At 63.0% G+C, this 17,861-nt stretch carries 17 protein-coding genes and 1 tRNA gene; 12 read left to right on the forward strand and 6 right to left on the reverse strand.

What is annotated here, in order from left to right:
- Positions 1-64: 64 nt before the first annotated feature.
- Entirely contained in the window at positions 65-763 is a 699-nt protein-coding gene (locus tag MJ205_RS07925) for a fumarylacetoacetate hydrolase family protein (RefSeq protein ID WP_239811948.1), read from the reverse strand.
- A gap of 191 nt (positions 764-954) precedes the next feature.
- Between MJ205_RS07925 and maiA the strand changes: the two genes are divergently transcribed.
- The 7 genes from maiA (at position 955) to MJ205_RS07960 (ending at position 6,869) form a co-directional block, all read left to right on the forward strand.
- Positions 955-1,626: a maleylacetoacetate isomerase gene (gene maiA, locus MJ205_RS07930; protein ID WP_239811949.1), complete on the forward strand. Its 672-nt coding sequence runs from the start codon at positions 955-957 to the stop codon at positions 1,624-1,626.
- The gene (locus MJ205_RS07935; protein ID WP_239811950.1) at positions 1,623-2,504 is read left to right on the forward strand and encodes a polyphenol oxidase family protein; all 882 of its coding nucleotides are present in this window, start codon (positions 1,623-1,625) and stop codon (positions 2,502-2,504) included. Before maiA ends, MJ205_RS07935 begins: the two co-directional genes overlap by 4 nt.
- A gap of 128 nt (positions 2,505-2,632) precedes the next feature.
- Positions 2,633-2,944, forward strand: coding sequence for a helix-turn-helix transcriptional regulator (locus MJ205_RS07940; protein WP_239811951.1), 312 nt, complete (start codon positions 2,633-2,635; stop codon positions 2,942-2,944).
- A 29-nt stretch (positions 2,945-2,973) separates the two neighbouring features.
- On the forward strand, positions 2,974-4,287 hold the full coding sequence (locus tag MJ205_RS07945) for a type II toxin-antitoxin system HipA family toxin (RefSeq protein WP_239811952.1): 1,314 nt from the start codon (positions 2,974-2,976) through the stop codon (positions 4,285-4,287).
- 112 nt (positions 4,288-4,399) lie between these two features.
- Positions 4,400-4,828 (forward strand): PaaI family thioesterase, encoded by a 429-nt coding sequence (locus MJ205_RS07950; protein WP_239811953.1) that lies wholly within the window; start codon positions 4,400-4,402, stop codon positions 4,826-4,828.
- Between the two features lie 82 nt (positions 4,829-4,910).
- On the forward strand, positions 4,911-5,414 hold the full coding sequence (locus MJ205_RS07955) for a GNAT family N-acetyltransferase (protein WP_239811954.1): 504 nt from the start codon (positions 4,911-4,913) through the stop codon (positions 5,412-5,414).
- A 33-nt stretch (positions 5,415-5,447) separates the two neighbouring features.
- Positions 5,448-6,869, forward strand: a complete 1,422-nt coding sequence (locus MJ205_RS07960) for an MFS transporter (protein WP_239811955.1) — start codon at positions 5,448-5,450, stop codon at positions 6,867-6,869.
- Here MJ205_RS07960 and MJ205_RS07965 read toward each other — a convergent pair.
- The gene (locus MJ205_RS07965) at positions 6,866-7,099 is read right to left on the reverse strand and encodes a hypothetical protein (RefSeq protein ID WP_239812847.1); all 234 of its coding nucleotides are present in this window, start codon (positions 7,097-7,099) and stop codon (positions 6,866-6,868) included. The genes MJ205_RS07960 and MJ205_RS07965 overlap by 4 nt on opposite strands.
- A 110-nt stretch (positions 7,100-7,209) precedes the next feature.
- Between MJ205_RS07965 and MJ205_RS07970 the strand changes: the two genes are divergently transcribed.
- The 3 genes from MJ205_RS07970 (at position 7,210) to phbB (ending at position 11,392) form a co-directional block, all read left to right on the forward strand.
- Positions 7,210-8,976 (forward strand): PHA/PHB synthase family protein, encoded by a 1,767-nt coding sequence (locus MJ205_RS07970; RefSeq protein WP_239811956.1) that lies wholly within the window; start codon positions 7,210-7,212, stop codon positions 8,974-8,976.
- A gap of 133 nt (positions 8,977-9,109) precedes the next feature.
- Entirely contained in the window at positions 9,110-10,291 is a 1,182-nt protein-coding gene (locus tag MJ205_RS07975) for an acetyl-CoA C-acetyltransferase (RefSeq protein ID WP_239811957.1), read from the forward strand.
- 363 nt (positions 10,292-10,654) lie between these two features.
- On the forward strand, positions 10,655-11,392 hold the full coding sequence (phbB, locus tag MJ205_RS07980) for an acetoacetyl-CoA reductase (RefSeq protein WP_230777286.1): 738 nt from the start codon (positions 10,655-10,657) through the stop codon (positions 11,390-11,392).
- 56 nt (positions 11,393-11,448) lie between these two features.
- Here the strand turns inward: phbB and MJ205_RS07985 are convergent.
- The 3 genes from MJ205_RS07985 to MJ205_RS07995 all read right to left on the reverse strand — a co-directional run bounded on the left by MJ205_RS07985 (position 11,449) and on the right by MJ205_RS07995 (position 12,966).
- Positions 11,449-11,522 (reverse strand) — tRNA-Gly (locus MJ205_RS07985).
- Positions 11,523-11,599: 77 nt separating this feature from the next.
- Entirely contained in the window at positions 11,600-12,214 is a 615-nt protein-coding gene (locus tag MJ205_RS07990) for a GAF domain-containing protein (protein ID WP_239811958.1), read from the reverse strand.
- A 158-nt stretch (positions 12,215-12,372) separates the two neighbouring features.
- Complete coding sequence (locus tag MJ205_RS07995) at positions 12,373-12,966, reverse strand: IMPACT family protein (protein ID WP_239811959.1); 594 nt, start codon at positions 12,964-12,966, stop codon at positions 12,373-12,375.
- 217 nt (positions 12,967-13,183) lie between these two features.
- Here MJ205_RS07995 and MJ205_RS08000 point away from each other — a divergent pair, with 217 nt between their 5' ends.
- Together MJ205_RS08000 and MJ205_RS08005 are read left to right on the forward strand one after the other, a co-directional pair.
- On the forward strand, positions 13,184-13,366 hold the full coding sequence (locus MJ205_RS08000; protein ID WP_239811960.1) for a hypothetical protein: 183 nt from the start codon (positions 13,184-13,186) through the stop codon (positions 13,364-13,366).
- Positions 13,367-13,771: 405 nt separating this feature from the next.
- Positions 13,772-16,285 (forward strand): YgiQ family radical SAM protein, encoded by a 2,514-nt coding sequence (locus MJ205_RS08005; RefSeq protein WP_239811961.1) that lies wholly within the window; start codon positions 13,772-13,774, stop codon positions 16,283-16,285.
- A 114-nt stretch (positions 16,286-16,399) separates the two neighbouring features.
- On the opposite strand, the gene MJ205_RS08010 is transcribed toward MJ205_RS08005, so the two are convergent.
- Positions 16,400-17,539, reverse strand: coding sequence for a YncE family protein (locus MJ205_RS08010; RefSeq protein ID WP_239811962.1), 1,140 nt, complete (start codon positions 17,537-17,539; stop codon positions 16,400-16,402).
- Between the last annotated feature and the right edge of the window lie 322 nt (positions 17,540-17,861).

Consider the following 17,861-nt stretch of genomic DNA (forward strand, 5'->3'; position numbering starts at 1 on the left):
CGCGTTGCTCGCGGCAACGGGCGAAAAAAAGCGCCACCGCAGTGGGTGGCGCGTTGTCCTGGTATTACACCAGCTCGATTTTCAACGCGGGCAGGCCGGTCACGCCGCCCTCCAGCACATCGCCCTTGACCACGGCGGCCACGCCTTCAGGCGTGCCGGTGAAGATCAGGTCGCCGGCTTGCAGCTCCCAGGCTTGCGAGATCACTTCGATGGTCTCGGCAATGTTCCAGATCAGCTTTTGCACATTGCTGTGCTGGCGCTCCACACCATTGACCTTCAGCCAGATGTCGGCGTTGTTGATATCGCCGGCCTGGGCGGCGGGCACCAGCGCTGCAATCGGCGCGCTGGCTTCAAAGGCCTTGCCGATCTCCCAGGGGCGGCCCTGCTTTTTCATGTCGTTTTGCAGGTCGCGGCGGGTCATGTCCAGTCCGACGCCATAGCCCCAGATATGCGCAGCCGCATCGGCTGCAGCAATGTTCTTGCCGCCCTTGCCGATGGCCACCACCAGCTCGATCTCGTGGTGCAGGTTGCTGGTGAGCGTTGGGTAGGGGATCTGGCCGGTGCTGCCGGTGGCGACAGGCACCACCGCATCGGCGGGCTTCATGAAGAAGAAGGGCGCCTCACGGCCGGTAAAGCCCATTTCCTTGGCATGATCTTCATAGTTGCGGCCCACGCAGTAGACGCGGCGCACGGGGAACAGCTGGTCGCTGCCTTGGACAGGCACGCTCGTTGGCGCGGCTGGGGGAATGACGTATTGGCTCATGCTGGACTTTGGTTGGAGGCGGACAAATACCGCCCGGTTGAAGCGGTGCCAAAAATTATGCGGCAAAACACCTTGCTCTGCAGGCTCTCCGCACGGGCTGTTGCTGGTCTTGGCATGCCAGACAGCGACAGCTGTCATGCCGGCGACTGGCTCATTCGCGGCCGCAGCGCCCTGCGTTATGCTCGGTTGCCATGAAGCTGCACAATTATTTCCGCTCCTCTGCCTCCTACCGGGTGCGCATTGCGATGCAGGCCAAGGGCCTGGCTTATGACTACCTGCCGGTGCACCTGGTCAAGGCTGAGCACCGCGAGCCCGCCTTTGCCAGCCATGTTGGCGATGCGCTGGTGCCGGCGCTCGAGACCGATGATGGACTGTGGTTGAACCAGTCGCTGGCGGTGATCGAGTGGCTGGACGAAACTTACCCGCAGACCCCCTCGATGCTGCCAGGCGATGCGCTGGCGCGTGCCCGCATCCGCGCTCTGGCGCTGCAGGTGGCCTGCGAGATCCATCCGATCAACAACCTGCGGGTGCTGGCCTACCTGGCGGGCGAGCTGGGCCACAGCGATGCGGAAAAAGCCCAGTGGTACCAGCACTGGTGCCGCACCGGGCTAGAGGCCTTTGAGCGCCAACTGGTGCTGCTGGCGGCCGAGCGCCAGGCGCAGGGCCTGGCGCCATCGCGTTTTTGCTGGGGCGACAGCCTGACCATGGCCGACTGCGCGCTGGTCCCACAGATCTTCAATGCGCAGCGCTTCAAGGTCAGCCTCGATGGTCTGCCGCTGACCATGGCGGCCTATGACACTGCCTTCGCGACCGATGCGGTGCAACAAGCCCAGCCCGGCGTATGCCCGGATGCCCAGCCATGAGCGCCGTTGAACGTTCCCGTTTTCCGGCGGACTGGCTGCTGCCCCAGTGGCCCACGCCACCCGGCGTGTTTGCGCTGTGCACGACCCGCCAGGGCGGTACCAGTGAAGGCCTGTTCGGCACCACCAACCTGAGCTTCAATGTGGGCGATGTGCCCGCCCATGTGCAGAACAACAGGCAATTGCTGGCCGAGGCTATGCAGGCACTGGAGATGCAGGCAGGCCGCGGTGCAGACAACGCGCCCCCTCGCCAGCCGGTGTTTGTGCGCCAAGTGCACGGCACCCATGTGCAGGTGCTGGGCGAGGGCGGCGGGAATGAACAGCCGGCCGATGCCAGTGTCAGCGATGTGCCGGGTCTGGGTTGCACCGTGATGGCGGCCGATTGCCTGCCCGTGTTGTTCTGCCACCAGCAGCTGCCGGTGGTGGGCGCCGCCCATGCCGGTTGGCGCGGTTTGCTGGGGCAGGGCGGCGTGGGGGTGCTGGAGAACTGTTTTGCGGCATACGCCGATCGCGTGAGGCTCCAAGCGGGCCAGGCGGGCCTGAGCGATGCGCAGATTGCCGCGCAGACCATCGCCTGGCTGGGCCCTTGCATCAGCCAGCCAGCCTTTGAGGTGGGGGCCGAGGTGCGGGCCGCCTTTGTGGAAGCAGATTCGGATTGCGGGCCGCTGTTTGCCCCCGGCAAACCGGGCAAGTTTTTTGCAAACCTGAGCGGTCTGGCGCGCCACCGGCTGCAGCGCTTGGGCCTGGCCCAGCTGTTTGGCAATAACGGCAGCCAGGACTGGTGCACCGTCGCCAACCCAGAGCGCTTCTTCTCGCACCGCCGTGATGGATCGCCGACCGGAGGCACCGGCCGTTTTGCCGCTTGCATTTGGGTGGCCTAGGTGCGGGCATCTGAGGCGGTTGATATTTAAAGTACCCGGTTTTAACAATGGGTGCTTCTCGCATATTCAATGTGCCTGGTATGCTGTCTAATCTACTCATTTATTCAATAAAGAGTAGAATATGCAGCATGACTACCCCTTTGATGGCCACCTTGGTGGCAGCCCGTAAAGCCCAGCAACTGACCCAGGCCCAACTGGCCGAGCAGGCGGGGCTGTCGCGCATGGCGGTGCAGCGCACCGAAACGGGTGATGTGGACCCGCGCTACTCGACGGTGGCCGAGATGGCCCGGGTGCTGGGCATGCAGCTGGTGGCCGTGCCGGCGGATCTGCTGCCCGCGCTGCAGGCCTTTATCCAGGCGGGCGGCAAGTTTTTAGGGCAGCCCACCGGTGCGGAAGCGCCCCCTTCGGTGGTGGACAGCCTGGCGGGCCGCCAGCCCTGAGGCCTGTCTGAGCGCAAGCGGGGCACGCAATGAGCACTTCCATCCGCTACCTGCGTCTGTACATGCATCTGCCTGACAGCATGGGCGGCGGGCGGCGGGCGATTGGTTATCTGTCCCAATACGGCGATATCTTGCGGGTCTCGTTCGAGGACAGCTATATCGCCGACCCCCAGCGGCCCTTGTTGTCGCTCAGCTACCAGGGTGCCAGCGAAGCCGACACCCAGCGCATCCTGCGTGCCGCGCGTGACGCTCGGCTCGTGCGTACCGATGGGCGCTGGCCGGTCTACTTTCAGAACCTGTTGCCCGAGGGCCATAACCGCCAGCGCCTGGCCGCTGAGCGGGGCTGCTCGCCCGATGATGAGTTTGAACTGCTGGCCGCTGCCGGCCACGACCTGATGGGCGCGCTGGAAGTGGAGCCGGTGCCGCGCGACGAAGCCATCCCGGACGTTGTGCGCCACTGGCATACCTCGCAAGGCCTGGATGTGCTCGAACCCGGTTTTGTGGAGTTTCCGGTGGCCGATGCCGCATCGCTGCCGGGCATCGTCACCAAGTTCAGCGCGGTGCAAGACGGCCGGCGCTACACGGTGCGCCGCCGGGGCGCGGCCGGCAGCGTGATCCTGAAGCTCCCCAGCACCCAGCATCCCGATCTGGTCGCCAACGAGTACAGCTGCTACCAGCTGTGCCAGGCCGTGGGGCTGACGACGGCTGACGCGCAGATCATCAGCCGCGCCCAGGCCGATCTGCCCGAACACCTGCCGTTTGACGAGATCTTGGCCGTGCAGCGCTTTGACCACCTGCCCGACGGCTCCCGTGTGCACATGGAGGAGTTCAACCAGGCCCTGGGTTATGCACCACGCCACAAGTATGGCAAGGGCCTGCAGCAGGACTGGCCGACGATGCTGCGCGTTCTCGATCGCCTCAGCCCCCAGCCGGTGGCCGACACGCGCGAGTTCCTGGCCCGTACCGTGGCGGCCATCCTGATGGGCAACACCGACGCCCACCTGAAGAACTGGGCGCTCGTGTACCCCGATGGGCGGCGGCCGCGCCTGGCGCCGGTCTACGACTGTGTCTGCGTCGCCGCCTTCTTTGAGGGCTCGGCGCCGCAGCAGTACGCCGTCAACAAGGTCATTGACAGCAGCATGCGGGCGCTGCGCTGGGACGATGTGGCGGCACTGCTGAAGACCGCCGGTCTTCTGCGGGTGCCGCGCCATATCAGCCTGCTCAAGGAGGTGGTGCGGCAGGCGCAGAGCAGCTGGCCCGCCTTGCTGGCCCAGGCCCCGGCAGGCATGGCCGGCGTGGTGCAGCAGCGGTTGCGCGGCGGGGTCGCTATCGCCGCGCTCTAATGCGGCAGCGGGCGTATTGCCCGACGGGCTGTCGCTTGTATGTCAGGGTTTGCCCCAGGATGGCGCGCAAAAGCGGTATGCTCCACGCTTGCCTGTTGCTGGAGCCTGTGCTGTGCTGCCCTTTGAAGTCGAAATCCCCTTTGTCAATCACCTGGGCTTTAGCTTGCACCGCTGGGAGAACGGCGAGGCGGAACTGCATTACCAGGCCCGGCCCGAACACCTCAACAGCTATGAGGTGACGCATGGCGGGGCCTCGATGACCTTGCTTGATGTGACGATGGCCCATGCGGCGCGCAGTGCCATCCCTGGCAGCGGCGCAGTCACGATCGAGATGAAGACCAGCTTCATGGCGCCGGCCAAAGGCGCGTTGGTGGCCAAGGGCAAGCTGCTCTCGCGCAGCAGCCGCATGGCCTTTTGTGAGGCCTGGCTGTATGACGAGCAGGGCGCGTTGTGCAGCCACGCCACGGGTACCTTCAAATATGTGATGCCGGAGGTCGTGCAGTCCTTGCAGGCGGCCAAAAAGCAGATCAAGACGGACTGATTCTCGCGCTTGCGCAATGCTGCGCTCTAGCGCAGCTGGGCCTGTGGCCACTGTCCCCAGGCCTTTGATAGATGGACAGAACATGCCAAAGCCTTCTTCGACGGTAGACCAGCTGAGCTGGTCCTTCCAGCCCTTTTCGGCCCTCACTCTGCAGCAGCTGTATGACCTGCTGCATGTGCGCTGCCAGGTCTTCATTGCCGAGCAGGTCGCCTTCCAGGACCTGGACTACAAGGACCAGGACGCCTGGCACCTGCTGGGGCGTGATGCGCAAGGCGTGCTGCAAGCCTATGTCCGGGTGCTGCCCCCGGGCCTGGCCTATGCAGAGCCTTCGATTGGCCGCGTAGCCGTCATGCAGGCCATGCGCGGCACCGGCGCTGGCTGGGAGCTGATGCGCCACGCGATGGCGGAGACGGACCGCCTCTGGCCCGGTTCGGCCATCCGTATTGGCGCGCAGGCCTATTTGCAAAAGTTCTACGAAGGCTGCGGATTCGAGGTTGTCTCCGAGCCTTATCTGGAAGATGGCATTGCCCACCTGACCATGCTTTACCCGGGCAAGAGCCAGGCCGTGGAAAGCGCCGCTGTATGACAAGCAAGCACCCCCAAATGGGGATGATTCGCCATGGCTGAGGCCGGCATGCAACCGGCCTCGCTGAACCAGGGCCTGCCGATGCCGGAGCGCCGTCTGGCAATGCTGGTCATCGTGCTGGGCCTGATTGTGGCCGTCCTCGATGGCAGCATCATGAACCTGGCGCTGCCCACGGTCGCCAAGGAGTTGCAGGCATCGCCCGCCGAGGCGATCTGGATCATCAATGCCTACCAGCTGGGCACCCTGGGCCTGCTGCTGCCCTTGGCTGCGCTGGGCGAGCGCATTGGCTACCGCAAGGTCTACCTGGTGGGTCTTGTCTGTTTTACCCTGGCATCCGCCGTGGCCATGCTGGCCCAATCGCTGTGGCTGCTGATTGCGGCGCGTGGCCTGCAAGGCATGGGCGCGGCCGGGGTGATGGCCGTCAACGCCGCACTGGTGCGCTTGACCTACCCAGCTGCCAAGCTGGGCAAGGGCATGGCGCTCAACTCGCTGGTTGTCGCGATTTCATCGGTGGCCGGCCCCGGCGTTGCGGCGCTGATTCTGTCGGTGGCCAGCTGGCCCTGGCTGTTTGCCATCAATGTGCCGCTGGGCATTCTGACCTTGTGGCTGGGCCGCAAGGCCTTGCCCCGCAACCCGCAGCAGTTGCTGGATGCGCCTCATGCCAAGCTGACGCCGATTGATGTGGTGCTGAATTTTGCGATGTTCTCGCTGGTGTTCCTGGGCGCCGAGCGCATCGGCGCACGCCATGACGTGCAGTCGGGTGGTTCTGCCGCATCGGGCTGGCTCATGCTGGGCCTGGGCTTGCTGCTGGGCGCCTGGTATGTGCTGCGCCAGCGCAAGCTGAGCCTGCCTCTGCTGCCGCTGGACTTGCTGCGCATTCCAGTTTTTGTGCTGTCGATGGGCGCATCGATTGGCGCATTTGCCGCGCAGATGCTGTCCTTTATCGCACTGCCTTTCTTGCTGCTGGATGCGCTGCAGCGCAGCCATTTTGCGGCGGGCATGCTGATGACGGCCTGGTCGGTCGCCATCGTGGTGGTGGCACCGTTGGCTGGCCGGCTGATTGGCCGGGTGCAAGACGGTCTGCTGGGCGGCATCGGCATGGCGATTCTGGCGCTGGGCCTGCTGAGCCTGGCGCTGCTGCCGGTGGACCCGAGCGATCTGAACATCGGTTGGCGCATGGCCTTGTGCGGCCTGGGCTTTGGGCTGTTCCAGTCGCCCAACAACCACACCATCGTGACCTCGGCTCCGCTGGCTCGCGCCGGCGCTGCCAGCGGCATGCTGGGCACCGCACGGCTGACCGGGCAATCGCTGGGCGCTGTGCTGGTGGCCATCATCTTCACCTTGTGGCCGGTGGCCAGCGGCCATGGCACGACGGTGGCGCTGTACCTGGCGGCAGGCTTTGCCGCCATGTCGGGGGTGTTCAGCAGTCTGCGGCTGCGGCATTCCGCCCACTAAGGCGCGCTGGGCGGCGGTGGAGGAGGGGCCTGTTGCGCCTCGGCTTCCGCGCAGTGGCGCATGCGGCGCCGCGCGGGCGTGCCGGCAATGAACAGCAGCAAGCCCAGCGGCAGTGCGCCATACAGCAGCAACGTGAAAAAGGCGCCCAGCAGGCTGCCATGCGGGCTGGCCGCTTCAACCACAGCCATCAGCACCACCACATAAAGCCAGGCTATCGCTATCAGGTACATGCCCTGGAATTTACCCGAACTTGCCCCCCTCCAGCACACGGCTGCCATTTTTTGCGCCTAAGATGCACAGACGCCTACGCGCAGCGTGGCGCCTGTTCAGGGAGACGACGATGACGCAGCAACCGTATTGGGGACTGGGCAGTGACCAGCTCCAGCAACTCAGCCAGATGACCCAGCAATGGATGGAGCGCATGCAGTCCTTGCAGACCATGGCATCTCCTTTCAATGCCGTCGGCGCACCCAAGGGCCTCAGTGCCGGGCTGCCGGGGCTGGGGGCCCTGCCGGGCGGCACGCCACCGGTCAGCTTTGACATGGAAAAGCTCCAGGCCATCCAGGCGCAATACGCCCAAGCTGCGTTGGCGCTGTGGACCGAAGGCGCCAAGGGTGAGGTGGCCCTGCCCAAGGACCGGCGCTTTGCCGGCGAGGCCTGGCAGCAAAATCCGGTCTCCAGCTTCACCGCCGCCAGCTATGCGCTGCATGCCAAAACCATGATGGACATGGTCGATGCCGTGCAAGGCGACGAGAAAACCCGGGCCCGGGTCCGCTTTGGGGTAGAGCAGTGGCTGGCGGCCACGGCGCCCAGCAACTTTCTGGCCTTCAATGCCGAAGCGCAGAAAAAGGCGTTGGACACCCAGGGCCAGAGCATTGCCCAGGGCCTGCAGAACATGCTGGCCGATATGCGCCAGGGCCATGTCTCGATGACCGACGAGTCGCTGTTTGAAGTGGGGCACAATGTGGCCACCAGCGAAGGGGCCGTGGTCTTTCAGAACGAGCTGTTCCAGCTCATCGAATACAAGCCGCTGACCACCCAGGTCTATGAGCGGCCAATGCTGTTTGTGCCGCCCTGCATCAACAAGTACTACATCCTCGATCTGCAGCCCGACAATTCGCTGATCCGCTACAGCGTGGCCCAGGGCCAACGTACCTTTGTGGTCAGTTGGCGCAACCCGGATGCCAGCCTGGGCGGCAAGGGCTGGGACGACTACATCGGCAGCGCCGTGCTGGAAGCGATCGAGGTGGTCAAGGCCATCTCCGGCAAGCCGCAGATCAACACTCTGGGCTTTTGCGTGGGCGGCACCATGCTCGTCAACGCACTGGCGGTGCTGGCTGCGCGCGGCGATGATTCGGTGGCCAGTGCCACCTTGCTCACCACGTTGGTGGATTTCAACGACACCGGCATTCTCGACGTGTTCATCGATGAGAACTTCGTCAAGTTCCGCGAGCTGACCATGGGCCAGAATGGCCTGATGCCCGGCCAGGAGCTGGCTTCGACTTTCAGCTTTCTGCGCCCGGTGGACCTGGTGTGGAACTATGTGGTGGGCAACTACCTCAAGGGTGAGACGCCGCCGCCTTTCGATCTGCTGTACTGGAACAGCGATTGCACCAACTTGCCTGGGCCTTACTACGCCTGGTACCTGCGCAATTTCTACCTGGAAAACAAACTGGTGCAGCCCGGTGCGCTCAGCGTCTGCGGCGAAAAGCTCGATGTCGGCAAGATCGACATGCCGATCTACATCTACGGCTCGCGTGAGGACCACATCGTGCCGATTGGCGCGGCCTACGCATCCACCCAGGTGCTCGGGGGCGACAAGCGCTTTGTCATGGGCGCGTCGGGCCATATCGCCGGTGTCATCAACCCGCCGGCCAAGAACAAGCGCAGCCACTGGCTGCGCGACGATGGCCAGTTGCCTGCCGATATCGACGCCTGGATCGATGGCGCTGACGAACTGCCCGGCAGCTGGTGGACGGACTGGAGCCAGTGGCTAGCGCAGCACGGCGGCAAGAAAGTGGCGGCGCCCAAAAACTATGGCCGCGCGCGCACCGAGTACCGCGAACTGGAGCCTGCGCCCGGAAGCTATGTGCAAGCCAAAGCCTGAGCATCCAACGCACAGGGCTCTCACCACCCGATTGCCATTGCGGGGTGGCCATTCAAATGCTGCAGTGCAATAATTAGCACCGCAGGCGCCGTGAGAGACAACGGCATCCGTGCCATTTTGAAAAGGAAGAATCATGGAAGACATCGTCATCATTTCCGCCGTCCGCACGGCAGTGGGTAAGTTTGGTGGCTCGCTGGCCAAGGTGCCGGCGACGGACCTGGGTGCCACCGTCATCCAGGAAGCGCTGGCACGCGCCAACGTGGCAGCGGACCAGGTCGATGAAGTCATCATGGGCCAGGTCCTGGCCGCCGGCGTGGGCCAGAACCCGGCGCGCCAGGCGATGATCAAGGCCGGTGTGGACAAAAAGACCCCGGCGCTGACCATCAACGCGGTCTGCGGCTCCGGGCTGAAGTCGGTGATGCTGGCGGCCCAGGCCATCGGCCAGGGGGATGCCGAGATCGTGGTGGCCGGTGGCCAGGAAAACATGAGCCTCTCGCCCCACGTGCTCAACGGTTCGCGTGACGGTCAGCGCATGGGCGACTGGAAGATGACCGACACGATGATCGTTGACGGCCTCTGGGACGTGTACAACCAGTACCACATGGGCATCACTGCCGAGAACGTGGCCAAGGAATTCCATATCGACCGCGACAAGCAGGACGCCTTTGCACTGGCCAGCCAGCAAAAGGCCGCCGCCGCGCAGGACGCGGGCAAGTTCGATGAAGAAATCGTCACCGTGCAAATTCCGCAGCGCAAGGGTGACCCGGTGGCCTTCAAGGCCGATGAATACATCAACCGCAAGACCAATGGCGAGGCCTTGGCCAGTTTGAAGCCTGCTTTTGACAAGGCCGGCTCGGTCACTGCCGGTAATGCGTCCGGCCTCAACGATGGCGCCGCCGCCCTGGTGATTGCCAGCGCCAAAAAGGCCCAGGAACTGGGTGCCGAGCCGCTGGCCCGCATCGCCGGCTTTGCCACCGTCGGCCTGGACCCCAAGATCATGGGCATGGGACCCATGCATGCGGTGCGCAAGGTGCTGGCCAAGACCGGCTGGAAGGCCGAAGAGGTCGACCTGTTCGAGCTCAATGAAGCTTTCGCAGCCCAGGCCTGTGCAGTCAACCAGGAGTTGGGTCTGGACACCAGCAAGGTCAACGTCAACGGAGGCGCGATTGCCATCGGCCACCCCATCGGTGCATCCGGTGCGCGCATCTTGGTAACCTTGCTCCATGAGATGAAGCGACGTGGCTCCAAGCGCGGCATCGCTGGCTTGTGTATTGGTGGCGGCATGGGCGTGGCACTGGCAGTCGAACGCGCCTGACCTTTCGCCCCTGCGCGTCATGACCAACCGCCTCTCGAGGCGGTTTTTCTTTGCTCCAGCAAAGGCGATGGCGATCCGCGTGGCCCAACGATCACGCTGAGCGTCGGGAACCGAGCCGGACAACGCCAGAATACCTGACTATGGTGGTGTGCCTCGTGATAGGGTTTCCGATGATGGAGCGCGCAAACGCGCAAAACCGCGCACGGAACTGGCGCGTTTCTGTTGCAATGCTCTTTGGAAATCACCGAAATTTATAGGTACTGCAAGAATTTGTTCGCTTGGCGTAAACGAGCGTTCCGGTGCTCGGTTTCTTGGTTACAGTGCTAGTGCACAAGCATGTCAAGCAGAACCAAGGAGATGTGAATGAGTCAAAAAGTGGCCTACGTAACCGGCGGTATGGGAGGCATTGGGACGGCCATTTGCCAGCGCTTGCACAAGGATGGATTCAAGGTCATTGCGGGCTGCGGGCCCACGCGCGATTTCCAGAAATGGCTCGGTGAGCAAAAGGCGCTGGGCTATGAGTTCCACGCTTCTGTTGGCAATGTCGGCAACTGGGAGTCTACGGTGGAAGCCTTCAGCAAGACCAAGGCTGAACATGGCAGCATCGATGTGCTGGTGAACAATGCCGGCATCACCCGGGACCGCATGTTCATCAAGATGACGCCAGAGGACTGGCAAGCGGTGATCGAAACCAACCTGAACTCCATGTTCAATGTGACCAAGCAGGTCGTCGCCGACATGGTGGAAAAGGGCTGGGGCCGCATCGTCAACATCAGCTCCGTCAACGGCGCCAAGGGCCAGGCGGGCCAGACCAATTACTCTGCCGCCAAAGCAGGCATGCATGGTTTCTCGATGGCTTTGGCCCAGGAACTCGCTGGCAAGGGTGTCACCGTCAACACGGTCAGCCCCGGCTATATCGGTACCGACATGGTCAAGGCCATCCGCCCCGATGTGCTGGAGAAGATCGTCGGCACCATTCCGATGAAGCGCCTGGGCGAACCGACCGAGATCGCTGCGATCATTGCCTGGTTGGCATCGGAGGATGGCGGTTATGCGACCGGTGCGGAGTTCTCGGTCAACGGTGGTTTGCATACCCACTGATCGCCGCAGCAGCTGCCCATGAAAAACGCGCCTCACAAGGCGCGTTTTGTTTTGTCTGGAGCGGGTGATGGGAATCGAACCCACATTATTTGCTTGGGAAGCAAGAGTCCTACCACTGAACGACACCCGCGAATCGATGCATTGTAGCGTGATAAGCAGCTGCGCCCACCTGCGCACTGCCGCATAGGCTACAGCCAGGTGTGCAGCCTAGTTTCCCTTCTTGTCTGGGAACTGCCAGCCTTGCTTTTTCTCCTCTAACGGCTGCAGCTTCCATTTTTCCAGTTCCGCCTCACGCTCCGTCTCGCGGCGCACATCGATGCGCTTGGCGGTGTGCTTGGCCACGACAGCCAGCTTTTGCAGATCGGTATCGCGCAGCGAAGGATCGGGCTCGGTGCTGAAGCAGCACAGCGTGCCGTAGATCTGGCCATCGGCAAGGATGATGGGGGTACTCAAATGGGCGCCGACGCGGAAGGGCGTGGCTGGGAGTTTCGCGGACTCTGTGTATTGGGCGGCATCGTGCACCAGCGGCGGCAGGCGGCCATCCAGCACGCATTGGCAGAACGATTGCTCCAGTGAGGAGCCACCACCGGTCTCGATCAAGGCCTTGTCGGCGCTGTGGTCCACATGCTTGAAAGTGCGCTGGCCGTTGCGGATCTCGGAGACAAAGATCACATCCATCTTCAGATGCTCGCGCAGCCCGTGCAGCACCTCTTTCACGTTCTGGTCGATCAGGTCATCGGCGCCTTCGGCCGTGGCCACCAGCAGCTCACTCATCGATACCTCCAGCGCGTCAGGTGCGTAATCCCATAAATGAATCGCCATAGTTACTCTCACTATTTCCATGCGCTACCCGCTAGCGCATCCCGGTCGCATTTGATGATAACGGCACTGAAAAGTGCTGGCCTGTCTGGCGGCGGGAATGAATTATTCTTTTACATCGAAGCGGGGGACCATGCCGCACGCACGTCGACAGCCGGGATTCAGGCCGGCTCGTCGATCCAAACCAGGCGTCCCTGGCCGAGTTCATTCATCCGGGCTACAAAATCGGGCACCTGCGACGCGACCAGCTCGATCTCTGCCAGCACATCGTCACCATGGCTCACGTGGAGCAACTGCGCATGGGCGCTGCTGACCTCGCGCCGCAGACCGCCTTCAAGCGCATAGGGCAATCGGCATTGCAAACGGGTCATGGCCTGGCGCTCGATTTTTTCGGCCTTCAACATGGCCTGGGCAATGGCATCGGTGTAGGCGCGGACGAGGCCGCCAGCACCCAGCTTGACGCCGCCAAAATAGCGCACCACGGTGGCCAGCGCGCCTTCGATCTGCTGGTGGCGCAGAACATCCAGCATGGGCCGGCCGGCGGTGCCGCTGGGCTCGCCATCATCAACGGCGGCAGACTGCCCGCCCGCCATCAGCGCCCAGCAGACATGGTTGGCACCGGGGTGCTGCTCGCGCAGACCTTGAACGATGACCAGCGCCTGTGCGCGGTCCTGCACCGGTTGGACGCAGCCGATGAAGCGGCTTTTCTTGATGACCAGTTCGCTATGAACGGCCTGGGCCAGGGTGTAGGGCATGCGTTGCGTGGAGAAGACGTTTGCTTACACTGTGATGCGTCAACGTCGCCTAGATGTCATGCGTTAGACACATATCATTGTTTCAATGGCGGGAGCGCTCCAGTGATGGAGTGGCTGACCGCAGTGGAGACCTCAGGCGCAGCCAGGCGCGAAGTCTACCCCGATTTTTCCAAGAACCATTTCATACCACCGACTGACACATTACCCGGGAGCGATCATGCAACACCAACTGCAAACCAATTTGGATTCCTTGAACAACCATGGGTTCGGACGTGCAGGTTTGGAGACGCCCGCCTATGTGACGGAGGTGCTGGCAGCACTGCTCACTACCCCCAGTGCCAACGACGATGGCAGCTACGTGGACCTGGCCCAACGCGTTCGCGAAGGTGGCGAGTGGTAAGGCGCTGAACAAGAGCGCCAGATTCCGGTACCGGTTGACTGACGAAACTCGCATCGCATTAACGCGATAGGCAGCTTGGGCTGCCTTTTTTGTTTGCGGTGCAATGCCTAGCCATGCGACAATGGCGGGCTATTTGATGCAGCGCAAAAAAATGCGGTTTTTGCAGCTCAGGCCCTTGAGGCCATGGCCCCGCCAGCCAGGGGCCGGCGATGGCCCCGGCCTGGAGCTGCGCTGCAATCCCTTGACCGCCCTGGTCCGAGCTAGGGCTTTGCGCCGTAGATGCTTCCAAATACATAGCATCAATACCCGTACAAATGCGCGCTACGGGCTATTTTTTTAGAATATCGGACCCTGCCACCGCTGGCACCGAGCCCCGCGTGCATTACTCCACGACTGTTGTTGCCCATGTCTGCCCCGATTGATGTCTCTTTTTTTGAACGTGCTGCCAAGCCGCTGACCAGCTACAAGCCGTACTGGGCCAAGCGCTTTGGCCCGGCGCCATTTCTGCCGATGAGCCGTGCCGAGATGGACCAGCTGGGCTGGGACAGCTGCGACATCATCCTGGTCACCGGCGACGCGTATGTGGACCACCCGAGCTTTGGCATGGCCGTCATCGGCCGTGTGCTGGAAGCCCAGGGCTTTCGTGTCGGCATCATTGCACAGCCCGATTGGCACAGTGCCGATGCCTTTAAGGCCCTGGGCAAGCCCAATCTGTTCTGGGGCGTGACGGCGGGCAACATGGACTCGATGATCAACCGTTATACGGCTGACCGCAAGATCCGCTCCGACGACGCCTACACCCCTGGCGACGTGGGTGGCAAGCGCCCCGACCGCGCGGCCATCGTCTACAGCCAGCGCTGCCGTGAAGCCTACAAGGATGTGCCCATTGTTCTGGGCGGTATCGAAGGCTCGCTGCGGCGCATTGCCCACTACGACTACTGGAGCGACAAGGTGCGCCGCTCCATCGTGGTGGACAGCAAGTGCGACATCCTGCTCTATGGCAATGCCGAACGTGCGCTGGTCGAAGTGGCCCACCGCATCGCTGCGCGGGAGCCCGTGGAGAACATCACCGATGTGCGCGGCACCTCGTTTTTCCGCCGCGCGTCGGAAGAGGGCTGGTTCGAGGTGGATTCCACCACCGTCGACGAGCCCGGTGAGGTCGAGCCCCACATCAACCCGTACATGACCACCAGCGAGCAGGCGGAGGCCCAAGGCCAGAGCTGCGCGAAGGAGGATGCGGAAAAGCAGGGTGCTGATGCAGCGCCTGCCGCAACCGCTTGCGGCACCGCTGCAGGCGCTGCCAGCCCAGGCGCGCCAACGCTGTCGAATGTGCAGCCGCTGCAGTTTGTGCCCAACCTGTCGCTGCGTCACAAATCCAAAATGCCGGCGCGCGACCGTACCGTGCTGCGCCTGCCCAGCTTTGAAGAGGTCAAGAGCGACCCGATTCTCTACGCCCACGCCAACCGCGTGCTGCACCTGGAAACCAACCCTGGCAACGCCCGGGCACTGGTGCAGGCCCATGGGGAGGGCACCACGGCCCGCGATGTGTGGATGAACCCGCCGCCCATCCCGCTGACCACCGCCGAAATGGACTGGGTGTTTGGCCTGCCCTATGCGCGCAGCCCGCACCCGGCCTATGCCGATGAGACCGGCAGCCACGAAGGGGCGACCAAGATCCCTGCGTGGGAGATGATCCGCACCTCGGTCAACATCATGCGCGGCTGCTTTGGCGGCTGCACCTTCTGCTCGATCACGGAGCATGAAGGCCGCATCATCCAGAGCCGTTCAGAAGACTCCATCATCCAGGAACTCGAAGAGATTCGCGACAAGGTCAAGGGCTTCACCGGCACCATCTCCGACCTGGGTGGGCCCACGGCCAACATGTACCGCCTGGGCTGCAAGAGCCCGCAGATCGAGGCGGCCTGCCGCAAGCCCAGCTGCGTGTTCCCCGGCATCTGCCCGAACCTGCACACCGACCACGGTCCGCTGATCAAGATCTACCGCCGCGCGCGCAAGCTGCCCGGCATCAAGAAGATCCTGATCGGCTCGGGTCTGCGCTACGACCTGGCCGTCAAGTCGCCCGAATACATCAAGGAGCTGGTGCAGCACCATGTGGGCGGCTACCTGAAGATCGCACCTGAGCATACCGAGGCCGGCCCGCTCAATAAGATGATGAAGCCGGGCATTGGCAGCTATGACCGCTTCAAGCAGCTGTTCGAAAAGTTCAGCGAAGAGGCGGGCAAGAAGCAGTTTCTGATTCCCTACTTCATTGCCGCCCACCCGGGCACCAGTGATGAAGACATGATGAACCTGGCGATCTGGCTGAAGAAGAATGGCTTCCGCGCCGACCAGGTGCAGACCTTCTACCCCAGCCCGATGGCCACCGCCACCGCGATGTACCACAGTGGCCGCAATACGCTCACCAAGGTGCGCCGCCAGATGCGGGACGAGGCCGAGGAGCGCGTGGACATCGTGCGCGGCGAAAAGCGCCGCCGGCTGCACAAGGCTTTTCTGCGCTACCACGATCCCAATAACTGGCCGCTGTTGCGCGAAGCGCTCAAGACCATGGGCCGCTCGGACCTGATCGGCAACGGCAAGCAGCACCTGATCCCGACCTTCCAGCCGCTGGTCGACGGCAGCTACCAGAGTGCGCGCAAGAAGAACAGTACCGCTTCCAAGAGTGGCACCGGCCTGGGCTACACCACCAACAAGGAGGGCAAGGCCGTGGCGATGGCGCCGCGCCGCCCGCAAGAGCAGCAAGAGCCCAAGGGGGATGTGCGTTTCCGCACTGCGCAGCCCAAGCCCGGTCAGCTGCTGACCCAGCACAGCGGCTTGCCACCCCGCGCGGGCGTGCGCGCTGCTGCGGGCAAGCCTGGCCAGACCAGGAAACCCGGGTCCGCGCGCAAAAGCGGCCGCTGAGTCGGCTCTGCGCCTTCCAGCGCTGATTACGCCAACAAGGCGCCAAGCACAGGTTTGGCGCCTTGGTTTTTTGTGCAGGCGCCAAGACGGCGCGCCACCCGCCGACCGGCACGGTCAACCGGTGAATTTCTGGCCATGGCGGTGAAGCGCCGTGATGCCCGCAACCACCAGCAGCAGGCCCGCCCAGACGCCGCTGATCGGAATGGGTTTGGCGGCCACGACGCTGCCCGCCTCCAGGCCGCTGCCGTCGGCTTTGCCGGTTGCCATTCGCGCGTCGCTGGCAAAGGCCACACCCCAGGGTGCGCTGCCGACCGTCACGCTGCCCCGCGGCTGCTGGGTCATGGTATCGATGACGGACAGTGTGTCGGATTGCGGATGGCTGACATAGGCATGCTTGCCATCCGGGTGGAAGACCAAATGCTGGGGCGCCTGCTCAACAGGAATGGACCCGGCCACCGCATGGCGGGCCGTGTCGATGACGGACACTGTGCCATCGCCACTGTTGGTGACATAGGCGGGTGTGCCAGCGGGGTGAAAGGCGACGCGGCTGGGGTGCTTGCCGACCTTGATGGTCGCAATAACGGTGTGGGTGCGGGTATTGATCACGGTGACGCTACCCTGGGCCTGGCGAGACTCTCCATTCACGACATAGGCATAAGCGCCCGCAGGGTGCACCTTGATGTCGGTCGCATCCATGCCCACGCTGATGCGTTCCAGAACGGTGCCGCTGACAGGATCGACTACCGCAACCTTTCCGGCATCCGGGGGGCGGTGCTGTTCAAGTGCATAAAGACGTGAACCATCGGGGTGAATGGCCATGCCACGCGTGTTCTGGGGGCTGACGACAAAGGTTCGCATGATCTGGTGGTTGGCAGTGTCAATGACGGCAATGGCGCCGCCGCTGGAAGTCGGAGTGTCTACATAGGCGAGGCCGCCGGAAGGGCTAAATACCACGGCGTTGCCGACGCTGTTCAACGGAATGCCGGCCAGCAGCTGCTGTTTGCCCAGGTCCAGCACGGCAATGGTGGCGGACCAGACGCTGGACAGGTAGGCGAGGCATCCATCCGGGCTGATGGCGATTTCCTGTGGCATGGCCATGCCTGCAGGCAGCGTCCGGATCGTGCGTTGGCGCGCGACATCGACCACCGACACCAGGCTGTCGTCACGGTTGACGACATAGGCCAAAGGTGCTGCTGCCTGGGCCCATACGGCAGCGCTGCATAGCAACAGCGCGCTGCAGTTGCGCACGGCCACTGACAACCATCCTTTCACATTGACTGACACGATTAAAATTATGTAATTGATTAATTATATTAATGTACATTGCAAAATGGTAAATGTGTCAGCATTGGCTCCCAGGCTAAGGATTGTTGGCAATCGATGGGTTGTTTGCCAAGAAGGGCATCAACTCAGAACGATTGGTATAAAAGATTGATCATTCGTTGGATGGTGGGATGCAGAATGCTGCGTCCGTGACTGCTTGAAACATGGCCCATGCCCATCCAGCGGAAAGGGCAACGTCCAACTGAGGTGGCAATGGTGGCCACGCAACGCGACCCTTTGCCGGCTAGGCCAT

The organism is Comamonas sp. B21-038 (assembly GCF_022387135.1).
In the GTDB taxonomy this organism is placed as follows: Bacteria; Pseudomonadota; Gammaproteobacteria; order Burkholderiales; family Burkholderiaceae_C; genus Comamonas; species Comamonas sediminis.

Excerpts from the sequence above, each read along its gene's own strand:
- MJ205_RS07925 (WP_239811948.1), bottom strand. The coding sequence starts at position 763 with ATGAGCCAATACGTCATTCCCCCAGCCGCGCCAACGAGCGTGCCTGTC.
- maiA (WP_239811949.1), top strand. The coding sequence starts at position 955 with ATGAAGCTGCACAATTATTTCCGCTCCTCTGCCTCCTACCGGGTGCGC.
- MJ205_RS07935 (WP_239811950.1), top strand. The coding sequence starts at position 1,623 with ATGAGCGCCGTTGAACGTTCCCGTTTTCCGGCGGACTGGCTGCTGCCC.
- MJ205_RS07940 (WP_239811951.1), top strand. The coding sequence starts at position 2,633 with ATGACTACCCCTTTGATGGCCACCTTGGTGGCAGCCCGTAAAGCCCAG.
- MJ205_RS07945 (WP_239811952.1), top strand. The coding sequence starts at position 2,974 with ATGAGCACTTCCATCCGCTACCTGCGTCTGTACATGCATCTGCCTGAC.
- MJ205_RS07955 (WP_239811954.1), top strand. The coding sequence starts at position 4,911 with ATGCCAAAGCCTTCTTCGACGGTAGACCAGCTGAGCTGGTCCTTCCAG.
- MJ205_RS07960 (WP_239811955.1), top strand. The coding sequence starts at position 5,448 with ATGGCTGAGGCCGGCATGCAACCGGCCTCGCTGAACCAGGGCCTGCCG.
- MJ205_RS07965 (WP_239812847.1), bottom strand. The coding sequence starts at position 7,099 with ATGTACCTGATAGCGATAGCCTGGCTTTATGTGGTGGTGCTGATGGCT.
- MJ205_RS07970 (WP_239811956.1), top strand. The coding sequence starts at position 7,210 with ATGACGCAGCAACCGTATTGGGGACTGGGCAGTGACCAGCTCCAGCAA.
- MJ205_RS07975 (WP_239811957.1), top strand. The coding sequence starts at position 9,110 with ATGGAAGACATCGTCATCATTTCCGCCGTCCGCACGGCAGTGGGTAAG.
- phbB (WP_230777286.1), top strand. The coding sequence starts at position 10,655 with ATGAGTCAAAAAGTGGCCTACGTAACCGGCGGTATGGGAGGCATTGGG.
- MJ205_RS07990 (WP_239811958.1), bottom strand. The coding sequence starts at position 12,214 with ATGGCGATTCATTTATGGGATTACGCACCTGACGCGCTGGAGGTATCG.
- MJ205_RS07995 (WP_239811959.1), bottom strand. The coding sequence starts at position 12,966 with ATGCCCTACACCCTGGCCCAGGCCGTTCATAGCGAACTGGTCATCAAG.
- MJ205_RS08000 (WP_239811960.1), top strand. The coding sequence starts at position 13,184 with ATGCAACACCAACTGCAAACCAATTTGGATTCCTTGAACAACCATGGG.
- MJ205_RS08005 (WP_239811961.1), top strand. The coding sequence starts at position 13,772 with ATGTCTGCCCCGATTGATGTCTCTTTTTTTGAACGTGCTGCCAAGCCG.